15 protein-coding genes and 1 pseudogene are annotated in these 18,004 nt (G+C 48.2%); 3 read left to right on the top strand and 13 right to left on the bottom strand.

Annotation, left to right across the window (positions count from 1 at the left end):
• Positions 1-171 precede the first annotated feature (171 nt).
• The 8 genes and pseudogenes from KI350_RS06995 to KI350_RS06960 all read right to left on the bottom strand — a co-directional run.
• Positions 172-512 (bottom strand): annotated as a pseudogene (locus KI350_RS06995) (4-hydroxythreonine-4-phosphate dehydrogenase PdxA); the annotation flags it as partial.
• 103 nt (positions 513-615) lie between these two features.
• A complete protein-coding gene (locus KI350_RS06990; protein WP_043054464.1) occupies positions 616-1,794 on the bottom strand; it encodes a sialidase family protein in 1,179 nt (392 codons plus the stop codon).
• A complete protein-coding gene (locus KI350_RS06985) occupies positions 1,794-3,197 on the bottom strand; it encodes a sodium:solute symporter family protein (protein WP_025809865.1) in 1,404 nt (467 codons plus the stop codon). The genes KI350_RS06990 and KI350_RS06985 overlap by 1 nt, the downstream gene beginning before the upstream one ends.
• Before the next feature lie 68 nt (positions 3,198-3,265).
• Positions 3,266-4,435, bottom strand: a complete 1,170-nt coding sequence (locus KI350_RS06980) for an iron-containing alcohol dehydrogenase (RefSeq protein WP_020452907.1) — start codon at positions 4,433-4,435, stop codon at positions 3,266-3,268.
• A gap of 4 nt (positions 4,436-4,439) precedes the next feature.
• A complete protein-coding gene (gene dapA / locus KI350_RS06975; protein WP_020452908.1) occupies positions 4,440-5,342 on the bottom strand; it encodes a 4-hydroxy-tetrahydrodipicolinate synthase in 903 nt (300 codons plus the stop codon).
• Positions 5,343-5,531: 189 nt separating this feature from the next.
• Entirely contained in the window at positions 5,532-6,815 is a 1,284-nt protein-coding gene (locus tag KI350_RS06970; protein ID WP_020452909.1) for an ABC transporter ATP-binding protein, read from the bottom strand.
• The gene (locus KI350_RS06965) at positions 6,808-7,872 is read right to left on the bottom strand and encodes a FecCD family ABC transporter permease (RefSeq protein ID WP_020452910.1); all 1,065 of its coding nucleotides are present in this window, start codon (positions 7,870-7,872) and stop codon (positions 6,808-6,810) included. The genes KI350_RS06970 and KI350_RS06965 overlap by 8 nt, the downstream gene beginning before the upstream one ends.
• Positions 7,835-8,785 (bottom strand): ABC transporter substrate-binding protein, encoded by a 951-nt coding sequence (locus KI350_RS06960; RefSeq protein ID WP_023856248.1) that lies wholly within the window; start codon positions 8,783-8,785, stop codon positions 7,835-7,837. Before KI350_RS06960 ends, KI350_RS06965 begins: the two co-directional genes overlap by 38 nt.
• 379 nt (positions 8,786-9,164) lie before the next feature.
• Between KI350_RS06960 and KI350_RS06955 the strand changes: the two genes are divergently transcribed.
• Together KI350_RS06955 and KI350_RS06950 are read left to right on the top strand one after the other, a co-directional pair.
• Entirely contained in the window at positions 9,165-9,845 is a 681-nt protein-coding gene (locus KI350_RS06955) for a GntR family transcriptional regulator (protein ID WP_025809869.1), read from the top strand.
• Positions 9,846-9,942: 97 nt separating this feature from the next.
• Positions 9,943-10,734 carry an SDR family NAD(P)-dependent oxidoreductase gene (locus KI350_RS06950; RefSeq protein ID WP_020452913.1) on the top strand — a complete coding sequence of 264 codons (792 nt, stop codon included), beginning with the start codon at positions 9,943-9,945 and terminating at the stop codon, positions 10,732-10,734.
• 43 nt (positions 10,735-10,777) lie between these two features.
• Here the strand turns inward: KI350_RS06950 and KI350_RS06945 are convergent, their stop codons facing one another.
• Entirely contained in the window at positions 10,778-11,473 is a 696-nt protein-coding gene (locus tag KI350_RS06945; protein ID WP_025809872.1) for an MOSC domain-containing protein, read from the bottom strand.
• A gap of 190 nt (positions 11,474-11,663) precedes the next feature.
• Between KI350_RS06945 and KI350_RS06940 the strand changes: the two genes are divergently transcribed.
• Positions 11,664-12,572 (top strand): LysR family transcriptional regulator, encoded by a 909-nt coding sequence (locus KI350_RS06940; protein ID WP_043054465.1) that lies wholly within the window; start codon positions 11,664-11,666, stop codon positions 12,570-12,572.
• A 37-nt stretch (positions 12,573-12,609) separates the two neighbouring features.
• Here the strand turns inward: KI350_RS06940 and KI350_RS06935 are convergent, their stop codons facing one another.
• Genes KI350_RS06935 through KI350_RS06920 form a run of 4 tightly spaced genes read right to left on the bottom strand, consistent with a single transcriptional unit; the run spans position 12,610 to position 17,944 of the window.
• A complete protein-coding gene (locus KI350_RS06935) occupies positions 12,610-13,920 on the bottom strand; it encodes a glycoside hydrolase family 28 protein (RefSeq protein WP_023856253.1) in 1,311 nt (436 codons plus the stop codon).
• A 13-nt stretch (positions 13,921-13,933) separates the two neighbouring features.
• The gene (locus KI350_RS06930) at positions 13,934-15,424 is read right to left on the bottom strand and encodes a UxaA family hydrolase (RefSeq protein WP_025809876.1); all 1,491 of its coding nucleotides are present in this window, start codon (positions 15,422-15,424) and stop codon (positions 13,934-13,936) included.
• Positions 15,424-16,887 carry a tagaturonate reductase gene (locus KI350_RS06925; protein WP_025809878.1) on the bottom strand — a complete coding sequence of 488 codons (1,464 nt, stop codon included), beginning with the start codon at positions 16,885-16,887 and terminating at the stop codon, positions 15,424-15,426. Before KI350_RS06925 ends, KI350_RS06930 begins: the two co-directional genes overlap by 1 nt.
• 58 nt (positions 16,888-16,945) lie before the next feature.
• Positions 16,946-17,944: a LacI family DNA-binding transcriptional regulator gene (locus KI350_RS06920; protein WP_020452919.1), complete on the bottom strand. Its 999-nt coding sequence runs from the start codon at positions 17,942-17,944 to the stop codon at positions 16,946-16,948.
• Positions 17,945-18,004: the final 60 nt, after the last annotated feature.

Below are 18,004 nucleotides of genomic sequence, written 5' to 3'. Positions count from 1 at the left end.
GTGAAGAATTTCTTGTGTAGAACATTAGAATGACACCGTCCTTTTCAATCCTTTTCTTTATTATAAAATGAAAAAATGGATAATTTAAGGAAAAAAATAAGACTGTCGAGATTTTCTCGACAGCCTGAGAGCCTCCTTAACTGGAAGGCTCTTCTTTTATATATATGCCGCTCAAGCGTACCGGACGGACAGCACGATTGCTTGTCTCACTGCTTCTTCTAAACTCGCAGGATCAGCTTTGCCGGTTCCCTCATTATCAAAGGCTGTTCCATGGTCAACACTCGTACGGATCATCGGCAGGCCGACTGTAATGCTCACACCGGCTTTAAGGCCAAGCGGACCGAATGCCTGCGTTCAACGCTAGGAACAATTTTCTCTTCTCCTTCTCCATGTCCAAACAAACCATTCTCACTGCCATGGGGGGTAATACCGCATACGGCGATTTTCGGCTGCGGAATGCCTGCGCGAATGAGCGTGTCATACGCCAATTGAATTGTCGTGTACACCCGTTTCACATCACGAGGGAGTCCCTTCAAACGATTGGGACAGCCTCTCGAACTTAAATCATAAATGATATACCCTTCATTCCATCAAGTGCCGCGCGCTCAAACGGCTTTATTCTTGGCTGGCAAAGGCCCATGTTTGCGGAACACGTACATATTTAATCGCCTGACGGTAGTACGTAAAGGCAATATGCAGATCACCGTCTTTCCCCTGCTTGATCGACGGATAGGAAAATTCGCGGTTGAGCTTGTCTTTTGAGTTGTTCGTCATCGCATAACCATCGCCGACTTCGATGTTTCTTTTGACAGGCCATGTGATGCCGCCGTCCTGTGAAAGGGCCAATGTCATCGGCGCCCTCGGAGCTCCCCAGAAGGCAGGTCGCGCTTCTGTGTCAACACCTGTTTTTGTATCATCCTCATCCTCAATTTCATCGTATAAAGATGCTCTTCTTTCGGTCGTTTCATTCGCATTCATATGATTGTATACGAGAGCAAGCGTCCCATCTTGAAGCGCTGTAAATTGAATGGAGGAGTTGTTGTTCGGCAGCTCCGTCGGCTCAGGCTCTGACCAGGTGCGGCCGTTATCAATAGAGCGGCTCAAATAAATCGAGTCTGCAAAACGGCTTCTAAACAGCGCAAGCAATGTGCCGTCGCGCAGTTTTTCAATATTCATATGAACACAGCCCGTACTGCCCGGCACCTTCACTTCCTCCCACGTCTTGCCTTTATCAGACGAAATTTTCACCGCGCTGATGTCACGGTTTCCAGTCCATTTCACGCCCGGCAAGGTGATGCAGTAAAAGACAGGCAGCAGCCAATCGCCGTTATCCAGAACAATGAGCGGCTGGCGGATAAAAGTCCCGGCTTCGGCAAACAATGTGTCAATCTTACTCCATGTCCGGCCTCTATCGTCTGAAGTCCGGTATCTGACAATCGCTGTATCCTGATTGCCGGAAAGCTGTGCCGTATACATAAGCCAAAGCCGGCCGTCAGGCTCTTGAAAAAGCACAGGATTTTGTTCGGAGCGGGAAGGATCATCTGACAGCTTTTCTGCCTGTGTCCACTCATCGCTTCCTCTTTCAAGCCTTGACATGTAAATCGATATATCAGGGATGCCTTCCTGCGTTCCCCCAAACCAGACGCACAACAGATCACCATTATCCAGCTCCAGCAGGTTGGCTGCATGGTTTTGCGGGCAGTCTGTCGGCAAAAACGCATCCTTTCTGGCCGGGTCAGTTTTATTTTCTCTGATGCGCCCATCTATCGGCAGGGAAGTTTCACTTTGTTTCATCACAATTCCTCCTCCACATTTGACTCTTTTTTCGCAGGCGAGCTGATCAGACGGTCTAATACGAGCACAATAAACGGGACAATGATGGCGATGTACATGTTATCGATGCCAAACGGATTGTCCAGCAAATACCATACCGTCGTCGTAATACCTGAAAGCGTCAGACCAATTGTTGCTCCGCGGTTTGAATTGAAATATGGCAAATAAAAGCCCATCGCCGCCACAACGGCAATTGATGTCCGAAGCGCCCTCGTAAAGAAAGAAAGCGTTAACAATTCAGGCGCCAGCGCAACGCCGAGCAGCGGAATAAAACCGATGATAATCGAAACATATCTCGTGATTTTCATGCGCTGTTCCGGTGTCGGGTTTGCTTTCGGCACATAAAAATCATCAATGATCAGCGTCGTTGTCGCCAGCGCAACCGTCGAAACGCCGACGAAAATAGACGCCACAAGGGATGTCGCCACAACCGCGCTCAGCACAGGATTCATGTGCTGCATAAACACCGGGAATGCGTAAATTGGATCAATATCCGGGTACAAATACCGTGCAGCAACGCCGATGACTCCAATGGCAATCGCAAGCGGCAGACAAAGCAGCGCTGCATACAGCGTCGACTTCTTTGCATCTTTCTCACTTTTCGATGATGTAATAGCCTGTATAATAAACTGAGTCGCGAAAATCGCCCCCATGTTGCCGATAAACCAGGCGCCGATTGTCCCCCATCCGATGCTGCCGTCCCAAGTGAAGAAATGCTCCGGCAACTGCTGCGTCATCGGCTCCCAGCCTTTTGTCAAATAGAGGGCAACCCCTAAAGTGATCAGAACCCCAGCATATTTAACAAGAGAATGCAAAATCGTCACCCAGGCAACGCCCTTCATTCCGCCAAACGTAAAATAAAAGGTGCTGACAATCGCTGTAATGATCGCACACGTCATCAGCGGCAAACCTAAAATAGACGAAATTGCCGCCGATCCGCTTAAATAGTTTCCAAGATTCACAAGTAAAAGGGCTACAATCATAATGATAGAAACGACTAGCTTGGTCGAACGGCCAAACTTTTCACTAATAATGCCGGAGATCGTATATTGGCCTGTTTTATAAAATTTCCCGGCTAAGAAGTAGGAAAAAATAAAAAATGCAATCGAGACCGTTACAATCGACCATGAAGCCGCCAAACCATGTGTATAAGCTGATTCAGCGGTCCCAATTGTCGATTTGGTGCCGATGAATTCACTCATCAGCAGAATGCCGACAACAATCGCCGGCAGCGTTTTGGCAGCATTGTTGAATTCCGAACTTGATTTACTGCGAAACCGCATCGTCAGCCACGTCGTAAAAAGAATGTAAACCACAATCACTGCCAAAATAAACGTTATGATCGAACCGCTTAAGACATCCACCCAAACTCCCCCTTTGTTTGTGAGCCATATACAGGCTCATGGTGAAAACCATGTACAGATCCCGGCACCTACATATCCAGCAATTTCAAATAGACGGCTTCAATCTCCGCAATGGACATCGGCTTTGGATTGTTATCCATGAGCCGTTTGACGTCGGCTGCCGCCTCTGCAAGCGATGGAACATCCTCTTTTGATACCCCGAATGTCTTTAAATTTTGCGGAATGTTCAAATCAGCGGTCCACTCTTCAATTTTCCGTATGACCCGCTCTGCTTGACTTGCCTTCGAACCCTTTGGTTCAATTCCAATCACGCCAGCCACATCCGAAAGACGGTCAATCACATGATCCGCATTGAAGGCCGTTACATGCGGAAGCAGCATTGAATTGGCCACCCCGTGCGAAATTTTGTATTTTCCCCCGAGCGGGTAAGCCATCGCATGAACCGCCGCTGTTCCTGCGCTTGTCAAGGCCATTCCGCCATACATGGCGCCAATGAGCATTTTTTCTCTCGCTTCCAGATTATCTCCATGATGGTAGGCCTCCTGAATACTGGAGGAAATCAGTCTCATAGATTCAAGCGCAAACATGTCGCTGAATGGGTTTGCTTTGTTGGAAATATAGGATTCGAGTGCGTGTGTAAATGCATCCATTCCAGTTGCAGCTGTGATCGCTTTTGGAAGACCGGTCGTCAAAACCGGATCTAAAATCACAACCGACGGCAGCAGATAGGGAATGACCATACCAATCTTTAATTCTTTCTCCGGGAACGTCACAATCGCATTCGGCGTCACCTCTGACCCTGTTCCGGATGTTGTCGGAATCAGCACAAGCGGAACGCCGGGCTTTTCAACAAGATTCGTGCCAATCAAAGCAGAAATCGGTTTTTCATTTGTTTTCAGAACAGAGAGGATTTTAGCCGCATCTAGCACACTGCCTCCGCCAATTCCTAGAATCGCGTCATGGCCTCCTTCAGAAAAAAGCTGAAAAACCTCTTCGATATTTTGTTCCGTCGGCTCCGGCTGTATATCGGTGTTAATTTCACTTGAGATGCCTTTTTCGGCCAGCACCTCTTTCATTTGGTCTGCATAGCCGAGAGAAACGATCGACGGCTGAGTTAAAATAAACACCGAACGAATCTGATTCAAGCCGGTCTGATCTAAGTGATCGCCAAGCAAATTGAGTGAATGTGCACCAGCCTCAATTCGGGCGGCCGTTTGAAAATGATAAAGCGTCTTCATAACCTCACTGCTCCTTTGCCATTTTTACTTCAATTCCGTAGCCTTCGAGCATCTTTTTTACTTTTAGCAGCGGCTCTCCCGACAGCTCTGCAATCGGACTTTTAGGCGGCCCGACGGCAATGCCGGCAAGCTCTGCTGCTTTTTTTAGCGGTGCCGGCAGTGAACCGAGTGAAAACGTATCACGAAGCGGTTGCAGCTGCTGTTGATAGCGCTCGCTCTCTTCAATGTTTCCTTGTTTAAAAGATTCATAGATTGAAACAACGGTTTGCGGAAGCACATTGGCTGTGGCAGCTACAGCACCTGTTCCACCCGCCTTCAATGTGTCTAAAATCAATGAATCAGTTCCTGCCAGGACGGAAAAGGACTGTTCTTTTGTACGCTCAAGATACGCCTTAATATTGGCGAAGCTGCCGCTGCTGTCCTTAATGCCGATAATGTTCGGCAATGCCGCAAGCCTTTCAACCGTTTCGGGCTCCAATGATACGCCTGTTCTCGACGGAATGTTGTAGAGCAGGACAGGAAGCGTGACATTTTCAGAGACCGTGCGGAAGTGCTGATACAATTCCTCCTGCGAAGGTGCGACAAAGTATGGCGTAATAATCGAAAGAACATCCGCTCCGATATCCGCCATTTGATTGGATAAGGAAATGGTCGCCTCAGTACTGTTTTCTCCTGCCCCGATGAAAACAGGCACTCGTTTATTAACCGCTTTTACAACTGTTTCAGCAATTTGAAGCTTTTCCTCTTGCGAGAATAAATGAAATTCGCCATTTGTCCCTAAAGCAAAAATGCCATGGACGCCTGAATCAATAAGATCATTCACCAGCTTTTCGGCTGCGCCCGCATGAAAAGCCTGTTCTTTTGTAAGCGGTGTCAGTATGGCAGGGATAATCCCCTCTACTTTCAAGTGATCTCGCCTCCTCTGTTGCATTTTTAAACATTTAAATAGTAAAACGCTTTCACAAATTTTATTATAAAGGTGTTATGATTCATTTAACAACACATTTTTTCGAATTCGGGACAAAAGAATGAAACCTCACCTTCAGCTGATGCGTTTTAAAACAATAAAAAAACCTGTCCAAAGACAGGCCCAAATCTAACCTTTTAAAACTTTCACACAAGCCGCTGTTTTATTTTGAATTTCTGTAAAAAAGGCAGTTTGATACGCTGACCGGCCGGATTGAGTGGCCGCTACAAGCACATCGCTGCACGGAATATGGTGCTCGGCTGCGGCATTTGCTGCAGCACTTATCGCCGTTACAAATTGACCATCTTGCAAACAGCCGTCAACTAACACCCATATGATCAAACGCCCCGCCGTATCTTTCATACCGACGATGCAAAGATCACCCTTTTCCGACACAATATGACAGTCAGCCAATTCAGCATCATGTTGGATAAACAGCGTTTCCTGTTCATAGGCTGACAGGTCATGCGGCAATCCAGAGTTGTTTCCGCTTGCGAAGACAAGCTTTCGTCTCCATGCAAAGCCTGTTTCAGAGGACAGAAGACGCAGCGGGCGGTCTGCCGAAAATGCGATGCCATGCGGCAAATATTGTTCAATCCGCTCTTTTAAAAAGAGGGGCTCGGTTTTCTCCGGGATGGTTTTCGCCTTGATCGTAAACTGCGGATTTGCACGCTGAGGATGGTCCAGCGCTGTGATGCCCGTATCATACACTCTTCCGATACCCTCGGCAGAAAGGGCGGCTTCCGGGCGGTCAAGAACTTCCGCCTTTCCATCTTTCAACAACAGCAGGCGGTCACAGTATAAACTCGCAATATTCACATCATGAAACACCCCGACCACTGCGAGTTTGGATGCAGCCGTTTCTTGTTTCATTAAATCAAGCAGACTCTTTTGAAATGACAAATCGAGAAAACTCGTCGGTTCATCAAGCAGCAAATATTCGGGTTCCTGGGCAAGTGCCTGTGCTAAATACACCCGCTGCTGCTCTCCGCCGCTCAGCTCATGAATGGATTTTTGAGCGAAACGAAGCGTGTCTGTCTGCTTCATCACCCTCTTCACGATATCATGGTCTTCCGCTGTCAGCTGCCGAAAAAGGCCTGATTGATACGCGTAGCGGCCAAACTGTACCGTTTCCTCCACCGTAAAGGAAAAGGCCTGCTCCGTTTTTTGAGGAAGGACCGCCATTTTGCGAGCGAGCTCTTTCGTTTGGTACGCCCCGACTGAACGGCATTCAAGCAGCACCTCGCCGCTTCGAGGCGCGATTGTTCCCGACAACATTTTCAGCAAAGTAGTTTTTCCGCTGCCGTTCGGACCAAGAATTCCTAAAAATTCACCCGGCTTTACAGCAAAGCTGATGTCCTGTAAGACATCCGTTTTTCCGTAGCCGCCGGACACACGGATGACATCAATCATGAATTCGCCCTCCCCGGTAGCGCCGAATCAAAATAAACCCGAAAACAGGCGCTCCTATCAGTGCGGTAATAATACCGATCGGCAGCTCGGACGGCTCAATGATGGTTCTCGACAAAAGATCTGACAGCACAAGGAACGAAGCACCGTTCAGCATCGAGAGCGGCAGAAGATGACGGTGATCCGTAATAGAGAAAAGCCGGATAAAATGCGGAATGACGAGACCGACAAAGCCAATGGTTCCAGACACAGCAACCGCACTGCCAGTTAAAATAGCTCCCGCCAACAGAACGACATACTTACTTCGCTTCACATTCACACCGAGGAGCCTCGCTTTTTCCTCGCCATAAGTCATCACATTCAGTTCTCTCCCGCTGATCAAAAGCGCGGCAGCACCAACCGCAAAAAAGGGCAGAAACAGCGCGATATAACCCCAGCCTCTCATCGATACACTGCCGAGCAGCCAGTGGACGATCGGTTTTAAATCATCGCCGGTCAATGCGATCATGAGAGAAATAAGCGCACCCAAAAAAGAACTGAAGATGATTCCTGTCAAAATCAAAGCAGACAGGGTCAATGAAGGGTGTACGAGCCGCGCAAAGAACAAAACCAAAAAAATCACGACAACGGCCGCGGCAACGCTTAAAAACGGCAGTGTAAAACTTCCGATCACCGGCAGCTGAATCCCAAAAAACAGCGTGACCACTGCACCGACGGCCGCGCCTGACGAAATGCCGAGCGTATACGGATCTGCGAGCGGGTTTTTCAAGAGCCCCTGAAACCCGGCTCCCGCAGCAGCAAGCCCCGCGCCGACAAGAGCGGCCAGCACCACCCTCGGCAGTCTGATTTTCATGATGATGTTCGCCTCTGTCGTATCGGGATTTAACCCTTGAATACCAAACCATTCGTTCAAAAAAACCTTGATAATAGAAGGAATGGGAATCTCCAAAGATCCGATAGAGATTCCCATAAGAACAGATGCCGACAGAAACATCAGGCTGAAGGCATATGCCGCGAAGCGGTTATTTTTTAAAAACGTCAGGGTAAATATGTTCAGCAAGCTCTTCGACCCCTTTGATCAATCGCGGCCCCGGACGGGTCACGAGGTCAGGGTCCACGTCGTATACTTCGTTATTTTTGACCGCTTTTACACCGTTCCAGCCGCTTCGTTTTTTAATTTCGCTGACTGCGGATTTACCATTTGTCGTCACGATCGCATCGGGATTCAGCTTGACGATCGCTTCTTCCGTTATTTTGGTCCAGCCTTTCTGCGCGGAAGCAGCATTTTCCGCATGGATCGCTTCAAGCATTTCATCCATAAAGGTGCCTTTTCCGGTCGTATAAATGTCCGGAGCCGGAGACACTTCGACAAATACTTTCTTTTGATCGTCTTTAGATATGCCGGCAGCTTTTTCTTTTATGTCAGCCAGGTCAGATTTCATGCCCTTGATCAGGCTTGCCGCTTGATCCTCTGCACCGGCAGCTTTTCCGATCATTTCGATGGACTGGTACGCCTCTTTAAAAGAGGCCGCATCATTCACGGTCACCACCGTAATTCCTGCATCCTCCAGCTGCTTTAGTCCTTCTTTGGCACTCTGCATGCTCGATGCGTGAGCCAAGACCAAGTCGGGATTTAACGAAATGATTTTTTCTGTGTTGAATTCCATGCCCCCGATTTTTTCAACGTTTTTCACTTCTTTTGGATATGTATCAAAATCCGTCACGCCGACGACTTTCTTCCCCAGGCCAAGGGCATATGTAATTTCGGTATTGCTCGGCATCAGAGAGACGATTTTCTTCGGTTCTTTTTCAATTTTGACCTCTTGTCCTGAAGCATCTTTTATGGTGACCGGAAACGCTTCAGCCGCCTTCTCCTGTTTTTGCTGTTCTGCCGGCTTTTGCGCTTGACCGCAGCCGCTAAGAACGCCGGCGGCCAACAGCAGTGACAGCAATAAAAGCCCTAACTTCTTCATTCTGCTTCCTCCTCGGGATAAAATAAAAACATCTCTACTCAGTAAAGATGCAGTAAACCAGGAACGTACAAAAAAAGAGCACATCGCTTATACCGCATCTGTCTTCGCAGATAACGCGGTCATCATCCAGGCGGTTATTCCGGGGCTTTTGGTTGATCGCTCCCGGCCCGTCCGAACTGCTCGCGGGGGGCTCGCCGGCTCCCTTAAGCTGCTGACGGCTAGCGCCTTTCTGACTCATTCGTGTCCTAATTTCGGAATTATTATACTATAATCGACACAGGTCTGTATATGAGATTCTGAAAAGGAGATTTTCAACTGAAAAAACGTTGTTTTTGCTAAAGTATTTACGATATATTGCATATAGAGAAAGGGTGGTTTTATGCCGATACCGAAAAACTATACGCCGCAGGTCAGACTTTCAGCAAAGGAAAAAGCGTTTCACCAATTGCAGCGCTGGATTGTCGACGGAACACTTGAACCCGGCGAAAAAGTCACGGATGCCGATCTGGCCGAAGCGCTCGGCGTCAGCCGCACACCGGTCAGAGAAGCGCTACAGCTCCTCGAATCCCAAGGTTTTGTTGAAATGAAGCCGGGAAAAGAAACAAAGATCACGCTCATTCATCCCGATGATGCGCTGGCCGTCTATCCCCCGCTCGCACATCTTCAGGCTCTGGCGGCGGAACTGGCCGCGCCGCTTTTGACTGAAGAAGAGATCGCCGAGCTCAAAAAACTCGCGGCTCAATACGAAGCCGCGTTTAAGGAAGAGCGGAACCACGATGCAGCCGAACTGGACGAACAGTTCCACCATTTGATTACAGAAGCGGCTAAAAACCCGTATGTTCTTCAGTTTTCCTCTGTACTGCAGCTTCATGTCAGACGGATGAAGTATGTGTTTTTCAATCGGCCGTCTGCTCCGAAACTGCAGTCCGCCGCCGAGCATTGGGAAATCATCGCCGCTTTTGAAAAAAACGATCCGAAATTGGCGGCTGAAGTGATGAAAAAGAATTGGCTCCGTCCGATGGAAGATATTCATAAGATTTTAAAAAACAAGGAACAATAAAACGTCAAGCACGATTTTCGACCGAGGTGTCCAGCTGCGATATACTGTTCATTAGATGTTTTTTCATCTTAACTCTTAAAACAAGGATTGATGGCATATGGATTTACAGCTAAAAGACAAACTCGTCCTCGTGACAGGTTCTACTGCAGGTATTGGAAAAGCAACGGCGGAAGCCTTTTTGGCGGAAGGGGCCGAAGTCATCGTGAACGGACGGACAGAAGAAAAAGTCCAGTCAGTCGTTGAGGAACTTTCCCGGCACGGAAACGTTCACGGCATTGCCGCTGATTTATCCGCTCCTGAAGAAAGCATGGCATTGGTCGAAAAAACCGCTAAAATCGGGGAGCTTGATGTCCTCGTCAATAATATGGGCTTCTTTGAAGTGAAGGATTTCACAGAGGTGACAGACGAAGAGTGGCTCAAATATTTTGAAGTAAACGTTTTAAGCGCAGTCAGGCTTTGCCGCGCGTTTCTGCCGGCCATGCTGAAGCGTAATAAGGGAAGGATTCTCAATTTGGCAAGCGAAGCCGGCATCAAACCGCTTCCGCAGATGATCCCTTATTCAATGACGAAAACCGCTCTGATCAGTTTATCAAGAGGTTTGGCCGAAATGACGAAAGGGACAAATGTGACGGTCAACTCCGTCCTTCCGGGACCTACCTGGACGGAAGGCGTCGCCAATTATATGGAGGGTGCAGCAGCTCAGGAGAAAACCGATTTAGACACTTTTGTCAAAGACTATTTCAAAGTGAATGAGCCGACTTCTTTGATTCAGCGCTATGCAAAACCGGAAGAAGTGGCGAGTACGATCGTCTATCTCGCTTCCGAAAAAGCTGCGGCCATCAACGGTTCCGCTCAAAGAGTGGAAGGCGGAATTATCCGCTCCATTTAACAGAAATCCTCTGCCGATCGGCAGAGGATTTTTTCCTTTTGGGTTAAGATCTCTTCTCCAGACCTCCCGTCAGCCTTTCGCGGTCATCCGGCTCAAAACCGTTAAGCCGCTTTAAACATGATGCCCGCCAATTTGCCGACAGTTCCTCCACCTCGAGAAGTTTTTTGATGCCCTCAATATTGTTCTTTTCATGATGCTTGATGCGATTTGCGTAAGAAATCGTGATGCCTTTAGGGTGGCGTGAGATTCGTTTCAGACCACGATCCTTACAGACGAACCCTTCTTTCAGCACGCGAAAGTAAAAACCCGTAAATCCGGTGTCCTGTACCTTCAGTATCATATCGGGCATACCGTACCTTACGGTTAGTTTATAGCAAGGCTGCCTTGGCTGGCTCACCTGTACAACAGCTTCACCCAGCTGAAAGATATCGCCGATATGAACGTCATCCTCCAGCAGACCCTTGATCGTTAAATTTTCGCCAAATGCTCCGTATTCCAGCTTTCTTTGCAGTTCCTTTTCCCAAAAGAGATAATGTTCATACGGATAGACACACACTGCTTTTTCCGCGCCACCATGATGAACGAGATCCCCCTGCCCGTCCCCCGCAAAATTAGTAGATGACAGGAAGATAGGGCCGCTTGCCGGCTTCTTGTATATTCCGGTAGACACAGCTTTATTTTGAAACTGAATTGCCTCTGGCTTCCCTACATTGATCGAAAGGATATCGGCATATTCCATTCATATCACCTCTTACATTCAAATGTCCTGCAGACGGCAGCGGCCGAACAGCAACGCTGCACATCTCTTTTGAGATTTAAGTATAATCGACCTCTTATCATAAAACCATTCAATCGTTATTATAAAAACAATAGGTTAAACCTATCGTTGAGTTTCGTCTGTTTTTTATAATGGAGAGGAGGAAAAAGCATTGGAGCTAAAGCAATTGGAATATTTCATGGCATTGTGCCGGGAGCTTCATTTTACCCGTGCCGCCGAAAAACTGAATATCGCTCAGCCCTCGCTGAGCCAGCAAATCCGTTTGCTTGAACATGAAATCGGAACGCCTTTGTTTAACCGTTCAGGCAAACGCACCGTAATGACGGAAGCGGGAAAGATTCTGCTTCAGCACTGTTACAATATCTTTCATGAACTGTCACAGGCGCAAGACGCAATCAGCGAGCTCCAAGGTTTAAAGAGGGGAACGCTAAAAATCGGGGCGCTGTTGACCGTGGTTAATTATTTGCTTCCCCGGACCGTGATCGAATTTCACCGCAGCTACCCCAATATTGAATTGTCTGTTTTAGGGCTGAGAACCGGAGATATTTACGAGCGGCTGCTGCAAAATGAGCTCGACTTGGGCATTGTAGCCCAGCGGGTGGAACACAGTGATCTGGAAACCGTTCCATTCCTTACCCAGCAGCTCGCCCTCGCAGTGCCTATTGACAATCCGGTTGCAAAACGGCAGTTTGTCACACTTGACGTGTTAAGGGAGATTCCATCTATCTTGCTGCCTGAGACGTATTTTTTGCGGCAGCTGATCAACGAAAAGTGCCGCACGTTTGGATTCGAACCTCGGCCAGTCATGGAAATGACAACGATGGAATCGATCATGAACATGGTTGGTAAAGGCATTGGCGCCACCATTTTGCCGAAAGGCTATCTCGATGATATTGGAAATAAATCCATTCAGACGATTCCGATTCAAATGCCGGATTTGACGACGGAAATCAGCATCGTTTACCGTAAAAACAAGCATATATGCGCTGCAAGCCGGGTGTTTATGGAACTGCTGATTTCCTCGGTCAAAAACGAAACCGCTGATGCGCCGCCGCGTTAAAAGAAAGATCCTCTGCATGTCTGCAGAGGATCTCTGTTTAGACTTCGTGTGAATCATAGCGTTTTCCGTTAATATACAGATTCGAAAAAACAGGGTCTTTCACATGTTTCAGTTCCATCGGAATATCGACGCCGTCGATCTCGGAATCAGTCACTTTCAGACCGGTGACTGGAGAATGATCGTACGCCAGCACCCTGATCCCGTATTGTCCGCCCATGCTTTCCAGCTGCTCAACATCAATGTTGCGGACGACGGGCTTGAAATCTCCGGCGTCCCCTTCTTCATATTCCATATCGATGGCGATCACTTCGCGCTTCAAGCTTTTGACCGTATTTTTGTGAAAGTAGATGTTTTCAAGAACACCGCCGCGCACCGAATTCGTTTTAATGCGGAGGGCTCTGTCCAAGTTCGGGCTGTCCATGAGGTTTCCCTCGGCGATGACATTCTTCACGCCGCCGGAAATTTCGCTTCCGATCGTGACCCCTCCATGCCCGTCTTTCATTTCGTTATGTTCAATGACAATGTTCTCCGATGGCATGTTGATCCTTCGGCCGTCGGCGTTTCTTCCCGATTTGACGGCGATGCAGTCATCTCCATTATCAAAATGGCAGCCCTTGATCACCACGTTTTTGCACGATTCCGGGTTGACTCCGTCGGTATTCGGACCGTGTCCGATGACCTTGATTCCGTCCACTGTCACATTCTCGCAAAGCACGGGATGAACTTGCCACATCGGCGAATTCAAAACGGTGACACCTTGAATCAAAATATCTTTGCAGCGATACGGCTGAATGAAGTTCGGCCGCAAATAATGCCCTTTTCCAAACTGCCGCTCAGTGACCGGGACACCGCGCTCAGCCATTTCAAACAAAGCATTTCGGTCTTTTTCCTGTGAAGACTGGCCGTTCGTTCCCCTTTTCCACGGCCACCAATGTTCGTCATCACCTTGGCCGTCAAGCGTGCCCTTTCCGGTTATTGCAATATTTTCGGCTTCGTAAGCATAGATGAGCGGTGAATAATTATAGAGCTCGACGCCTTCGAACCTCGTCAGCACAACGGGGAGATAATCTTCCGGGTTCTGACTGAATTTGATCACCGCTCCTTGTGCAAGATGAAGCTCCACATTGCTTTTCAGTCTGAGTGCACCGGAAAGAAACACGCCTTCAGGAACTGCTACTCTTCCACCGCCTGCTTTGTGGGCTTGATCAATCGCCTTTTGTATCGCTCCCGTCGCATCCTTTTTTCCGCTTCCGTCAGCCCCAAACGCTGTAACATCAAATGATCGATCAGGAAATACCGGAACCTTCAGCGTCTTTAGAATCTCGTCTTTTATTTTCTGCAGACTCACGTTACCGCCCCCTTTACAATGTAACGCCTGTTTTAAATATCGCAAGCTCCCTGAAATCGTTTATCTCATTGTTCAGCTGCCTGCCGCCCGCGACTTCGATCAAATATGCTGTCAACTCTTTCAAAACGTCATCTTCTGACCGGTTTTCGAGCACCCTTCCCGCATTAAAATCGATCCAGTGGCGCTTCGCCTCATAAATCGCTGTATTTGTCGAAATTTTCATCGTCGGCACAAAGGTGCCAAAAGGCGTGCCCCGCCCTGTCGTAAATAAAACGATTTGACACCCTGCAGCGGCCAGTGCGGATGAAGCAACAAGGTCATTTCCCGGAGCGCTCAGCAGGTTCAACCCGTTCTTTTTCAAAACGTCCCCGTATTCCAGAACATCCGTCACCTTTGAAGTGCCGGCTTTTTGCGTACAGCCGAGCGACTTATCCTCCAATGTCGTAATGCCGCCTGCTTTGTTGCCCGGAGACGGGTTTTCATAGACGGGCTGCCTGTGATCGATAAAGTACTGTTTAAAATCGTTGATTAAGCGGACGATTTTATGAAACACTTCCTCATTTTCAGCCCGCTCCATCAAAAGCGTTTCCGCTCCAAACATTTCAGGCACTTCTGTCAAAACCGCCGTTCCCCCTTGGGCGATCAGAAAATCGGAGAGCCGGCCGAGCAGCGGATTCGCGGTAATGCCGGAAAATCCATCAGATCCGCCGCACTTCAAACCGATCTTCAGTTCAGAAATCGGAACATCTTCACGCCGGTCACCTTTTGCATGCTCATAAATTTCTTTTAACAGTTTGACGCCTTCCGTGACTTCGTCTGATACTTCTTGAGAAAGCAGGAACTTGACCCGGCTGTGATCATAATCGCCGAGCGCTTCGCGGAATTCATGGATGCTGTTGTTTTCACAGCCAAGTCCCAGCACAAGGACACCGCCTGCATTCGGGTGTTTGACGGCATTCGCCAACATCGTTCTCGTGTTGATATGATCATCGCCAAGCTGTGAACAGCCGTACTGATGCTTTAATACGTGAACGCTTTCAAAAGGGACGATAGAGCCGACCTCAGCTTTAAATTCCTTGATGATCAGCTCTGCAATGCCATTTACACAGCCGACAGTCGGTACGATCCATAGCTCGTTTCTGATTCCCGTTTTTCCGTCTTTTCGTTTAAAGCCTTTAAATGTGAGCGGTTCTTTTTGATAGCGGTTTTCCGTAAATTTCGGCTTGTAGCTGTATTCTTCGACACCGCCCAAATTCGTTTTCACATTTTTTGTATGCACCCACTCCCCCGTCTGAATCATGTCAGTGGCGTGCCCGATCGGAAAGCCGTATTTGATGACGTCTTCATTTTCAGCGATGTCTTTTAAAGCAAACTTATGGCCTTTCAAAATCGTTTCCTTGATCACGATGGCCCGTTCTCCTGCAGTGACCGTTTCACCGGTTTGCAATTCTCTTAACGCAATGCCGACATTATCTTGAGAATTGATCATCAAGCAGTCTTTCATCACATGTCCCCCAGCTCAGCCATTTGGCTGTTCATCATTTTTTTCAGCGCCTTCCTCATTCCCGTTTGTTTCATGTCCCTTAAATATTCAGCCGTCTTGTCCGTCAACCCGGAAATGTCGTTCAGGTTTTGCCCCCATACTTTTTCAAACCCGAGAACATGGAACGCGATGTTTGAAACGTCTGTCTCTTCTGTCCAGAGCCGTTTGAAAAAAGCCAGCACCTCATCGTCGTCAGACAGCGGAATGGCCTCATCTTCCCGTTTTCCTTGGTAAAAATAAATTAAAGCGCTTAAAGCAAATACGGTTCGAGCAGGAAGTTTGCCAGTTCGTTCCGCATATTCCATTAAGACGGGCAAATTTCTGACTTTGAATTTTGCAAAGGAATTTAAGGAAATATCGATCAGCTTGTGACGGATAAACGGGTTTTTAAAGCGGTCGAGAATCTCTTCCACATAGGCGTCAAGCTCACTGCCGGGCATATCGATCGTCTCGAGCACTTCACGCTGAATCAGCTCTTTCACAAATGATCCGATAAGTTCGTCTTCAGCCGCTTCACGAACCGTCTCAAGGCCTGCCAAATAAGCGATCGGCGTCATCGCGGTATGGGCGCCGTTTAAGATTCTCACTTTTCTCAGCCGGTACGGCGTCACATCTTTGACAAACTCGACATTCAGACCGGCCTCATGAAGCGGAAGCTCGTCTGGAAGCCATTTCGGCCCTTCAATCACGAACAAATGATACGGCTCCGCCGTCACCATCAGAGAATCGCGATAGCCGGCCGCGTCTTCAAGCCGGTGTGCATTTTCTTGCGGGAATCCCGGTACGATCCTGTCTACAAGCGTATTGCAAAACACATTTGACTCCTCAAGCCAATCGATGAACCCCTGTTCAAGCGCCCATTCGTTCGTATAGCGCAGCACAATCTCTTTCAGTTTTTTCCCGTTATCTTCAAGCAGCTCACACGGGAGGATCACCAGGCCTTTTTCCCTGCTTCCCTGAAAAGTCAGGTAGCGTCTGTATAACAGCGCAGTCAGCTTCCCCGGATAGCTCTTCTGCGGACGGTCGGACAGCCGGTCTTCCTCGATATATATGATGCCGGCCTCTGTCGTATTTGAAAAGACAAAGCGCAAATCCGGCAGATCGGCCAGCTTCATAAATTCATCATAGTGTTCATAGCTGCTGACGACTCTGCTGATTGTTGTAATGACAGCAGAATCGCGAACCTCCCGTCCTTCCCTGAAGCCTTCAAGATAAAGCGTGTAAAGCCCATCCTGTTCTTGAAAGGCCGTTACTGAGCCGCGGCGCGGAGGCACAACGACGGCGCTGCCGTTAAAATCGGTTTCTTCATTCAATCTATGAATCTGCCAGTCAATAAACCCCCTCATAAAGTTACCTTCCCCGATTTGCAAAATCCGTTCGGGACGGCTCGGCTTAGACCTTATCCGTTTGGACAGCCTCTCCATTTCAATTCCCTCCTCATTTTTGCACACGTTCACATTTTACAGCGCATCAAAAATGATGCTATAGATGCTTAACTGAATTGCGAATGATCAGCTCCGTGCCGATGAGCGTCTGCCTGCCTTCTGCCTGCGGATTTTCGATCAGTGACAACAGGCTTTCCGCACCAAGCATGCTGATTTTTTCCGTCGGTTTTTTTACCGTCGTCAATGACGGTGTCGTATACGCCGAAAATCCGCTATCGTCAAAGCCGATGATCGACATATCGTCAGGACAGCGTTTCCCGTTTGCATAAAGGGCGTTCATCGCGCCGATCGCCATATCATCATTGGCGCAAAACAGGGCAGTCGGAGGGTTCTTCAGCTTCAGCAGCGTTTCAGCCGCACGAAAGCCGCTTTGCATCGTATAATCACCTTGAACGAGGTATTCGCCGGGCATGTCAAGATTTGAGTCGCGAAGCGCTCGAAGAAAGCCTCCTTTTCTTTCTTGAGACGATTTAAAACTTTCTTTCCCCTGCACCATGGCGATCCGTCTGTGGCCGTTTTTGATCAAGTATGAAGCAGCGAGGAAAGCGCCCTCGTGTTCATTCGCCAAAATATTGACGACGGAGTGCCCTTCGATTTTTCTGTTCAGCACGACGACCGGAATATTCTGTTTGAGGACGTGCTCAATAAAAGCCTGATCCTGTTCGCTTTGGCTGATTAAAATCATGCCGTCATAGCGGTTGCGGTGAATGGATGACAAATCATGATAATCGTCAATCCCCCTGACAACCATATTATAGTTTTCATCGATCACCTTGTTGACGCCGCGCAGGATGTCTGCAAAGAAACTTGAAGACGTCCCGTCTGTCAGGCTTGTTAAAAACAGACCGATCGTAAAAGACTTTTGCGTAACAAGGCTTTTCGCATTAAAATTCGGTTTATAATTCATTTCGGCTGCGATGTCGAGTATTTTCTTTTTCGTGTTCTCTTTTATCAGCGGACTATTGTTCAGCGCTCTGGATACTGTGGTGTGCGATACATTCGCCAGCCTGGCGATATCTTTAATCGTTACTGACATTGTTTTTTTACCCGCCTTTTCTTGCTGTTGTTACCATCAGTTTACCATATCAAAAGCGCT

This window comes from Bacillus sp. J41TS8, assembly GCF_018333035.1.
Lineage (GTDB): Bacteria > Bacillota > Bacilli > Bacillales > Bacillaceae > Bacillus > Bacillus paralicheniformis.
This window is presented reverse-complemented; position numbering and strand designations above follow the sequence as displayed.

Bases quoted from the DNA above. Each gene is read 5' to 3' on its own strand.
- KI350_RS06990 (WP_043054464.1), bottom strand. From the start codon at position 1,794: ATGAAACAAAGTGAAACTTCCCTGCCGATAGATGGGCGCATCAGAGAA.
- KI350_RS06980 (WP_020452907.1), bottom strand. From the start codon at position 4,435: ATGAAGACGCTTTATCATTTTCAAACGGCCGCCCGAATTGAGGCTGGT.
- KI350_RS06970 (WP_020452909.1), bottom strand. From the start codon at position 6,815: ATGATTGATGTCATCCGTGTGTCCGGCGGCTACGGAAAAACGGATGTC.
- KI350_RS06960 (WP_023856248.1), bottom strand. From the start codon at position 8,785: ATGAAGAAGTTAGGGCTTTTATTGCTGTCACTGCTGTTGGCCGCCGGC.
- KI350_RS06955 (WP_025809869.1), top strand. From the start codon at position 9,165: ATGCCGATACCGAAAAACTATACGCCGCAGGTCAGACTTTCAGCAAAG.
- KI350_RS06950 (WP_020452913.1), top strand. From the start codon at position 9,943: ATGGATTTACAGCTAAAAGACAAACTCGTCCTCGTGACAGGTTCTACT.
- KI350_RS06945 (WP_025809872.1), bottom strand. From the start codon at position 11,473: ATGGAATATGCCGATATCCTTTCGATCAATGTAGGGAAGCCAGAGGCA.
- KI350_RS06930 (WP_025809876.1), bottom strand. From the start codon at position 15,424: ATGAAAGACTGCTTGATGATCAATTCTCAAGATAATGTCGGCATTGCG.
- KI350_RS06925 (WP_025809878.1), bottom strand. From the start codon at position 16,887: ATGGAGAGGCTGTCCAAACGGATAAGGTCTAAGCCGAGCCGTCCCGAA.
- KI350_RS06920 (WP_020452919.1), bottom strand. From the start codon at position 17,944: ATGTCAGTAACGATTAAAGATATCGCCAGGCTGGCGAATGTATCGCAC.